Genomic DNA, 1,295 nt, shown 5'->3' with positions numbered 1-1,295 from the left:
GACTGCAGGTGTCAATGTTGTGAAAGGCTCCCCTGTTAATAAGGGCCAAGTATCAAAAGAACAAGCACCTCAAATGGCAAAGGAAATTCGGCAAGACTATGCTAATCAAGTTAATGCTTTAAATACTGCAACAAAGAATATGAATGACGCTAAGAGTGCCGTTGCTTCTTTGGAAAGTGAAAAGCAAAAACTCGAACAAGCAGTTGCTAATGCACAAAAAACGTTAGGGAATGACCACGTCAAGCAAGACCCTAACAAGAAAACAACCACGTCAGTTGCTGATGCACAAAAGACTGTCACTGAGGTAAGCCACGACTATCAAAGCCAAGTCAAAGCTATTAATGATGCCGTGTCTAAGATTGAACAGCGATTATCTATTGCTAACAACGGTTCGTCTGTAAAAACGATTACGTCTGGTCAAGTTGTTCAAGCTATGGATATGAACAGTGAACCAAATGCAAAAGTAACACTCGACATTTTAAATAATGTCCCACTTACCATAACTCCATTGCTTGAAAATAAAAGCCTTCCACGATATGACATCAACGTCCCGGGTGGTGTTTCTAGAAAAATTGACGGTGATTTTTTAAGGGCAACATATACAAACTTACACAATTCTACTTATAACGGAAATTCTATTTCCAAAATCGTTATTACTTTTAGTAATTCTAAGCCTTACGAGGTGACACAAGGCGACGGAAAAAGAACAAACTTTTTAAGCGTCTTAGCTGACCCCGTTCAAGGGATTTTTCATGCAACGGACGTTGTTGCAACATATGAATTTTATGATGCAAGTGGAAATAAAATTAATTTTGATGATAATGCATGGTTTTCTGTGAATTCCTTGAATTCTTGGAATGGAAAACAAGGAGGTTTAGTCGCTGAATCTGTTAAAGGTTTAACCGGAACAACGGGATTTCAGCTTGACGGGTCATCTATTAAAATTCATAACGATGGATGGGCATATGCAGACTTCAATAATTATGCTGAAGGAACATCTAAATATCCTGAAAAAGAAGCAGACAATGGTAATTTAGCAGGGAAAGGTGATGCTTCTACAGCCGATGGTTCTCGTGGATGGGACTTTGATAATTCTCCTTACTTTTTCTATGGCTCTGTTGTTTATAAACTTTCGGGGAATAAAGTATCATTTGAATTTGGTAAGCACACAGCACAACCTAGTGTAGATACAGAAAGCAACGATTCAACTGTAGGTGGTGGGGCTTGGGCCGCTTTTACAACGACTATACCTAGTACTATTTTACCAACGGTTACTTATTCCTTAAATGATGTGA

The 1,295-nt window shown here is 38.5% G+C and carries 1 protein-coding gene; it reads left to right on the top strand.

Annotated elements, in window-relative coordinates; all coding sequences use genetic code 11:
- Positions 1-19 precede the first annotated feature (19 nt).
- The coding region (locus tag JCM10991_RS11695) for a GbpC/Spa domain-containing protein (RefSeq protein ID WP_263640325.1) at positions 20-1,295 on the top strand (1,276 nt) is incomplete at its 3' end.

It is taken from the genome of Ligilactobacillus equi DSM 15833 = JCM 10991, assembly GCF_000615765.1.
GTDB lineage: Bacteria > Bacillota > Bacilli > Lactobacillales > Lactobacillaceae > Ligilactobacillus > Ligilactobacillus equi.
This window is presented reverse-complemented; position numbering and strand designations above follow the sequence as displayed.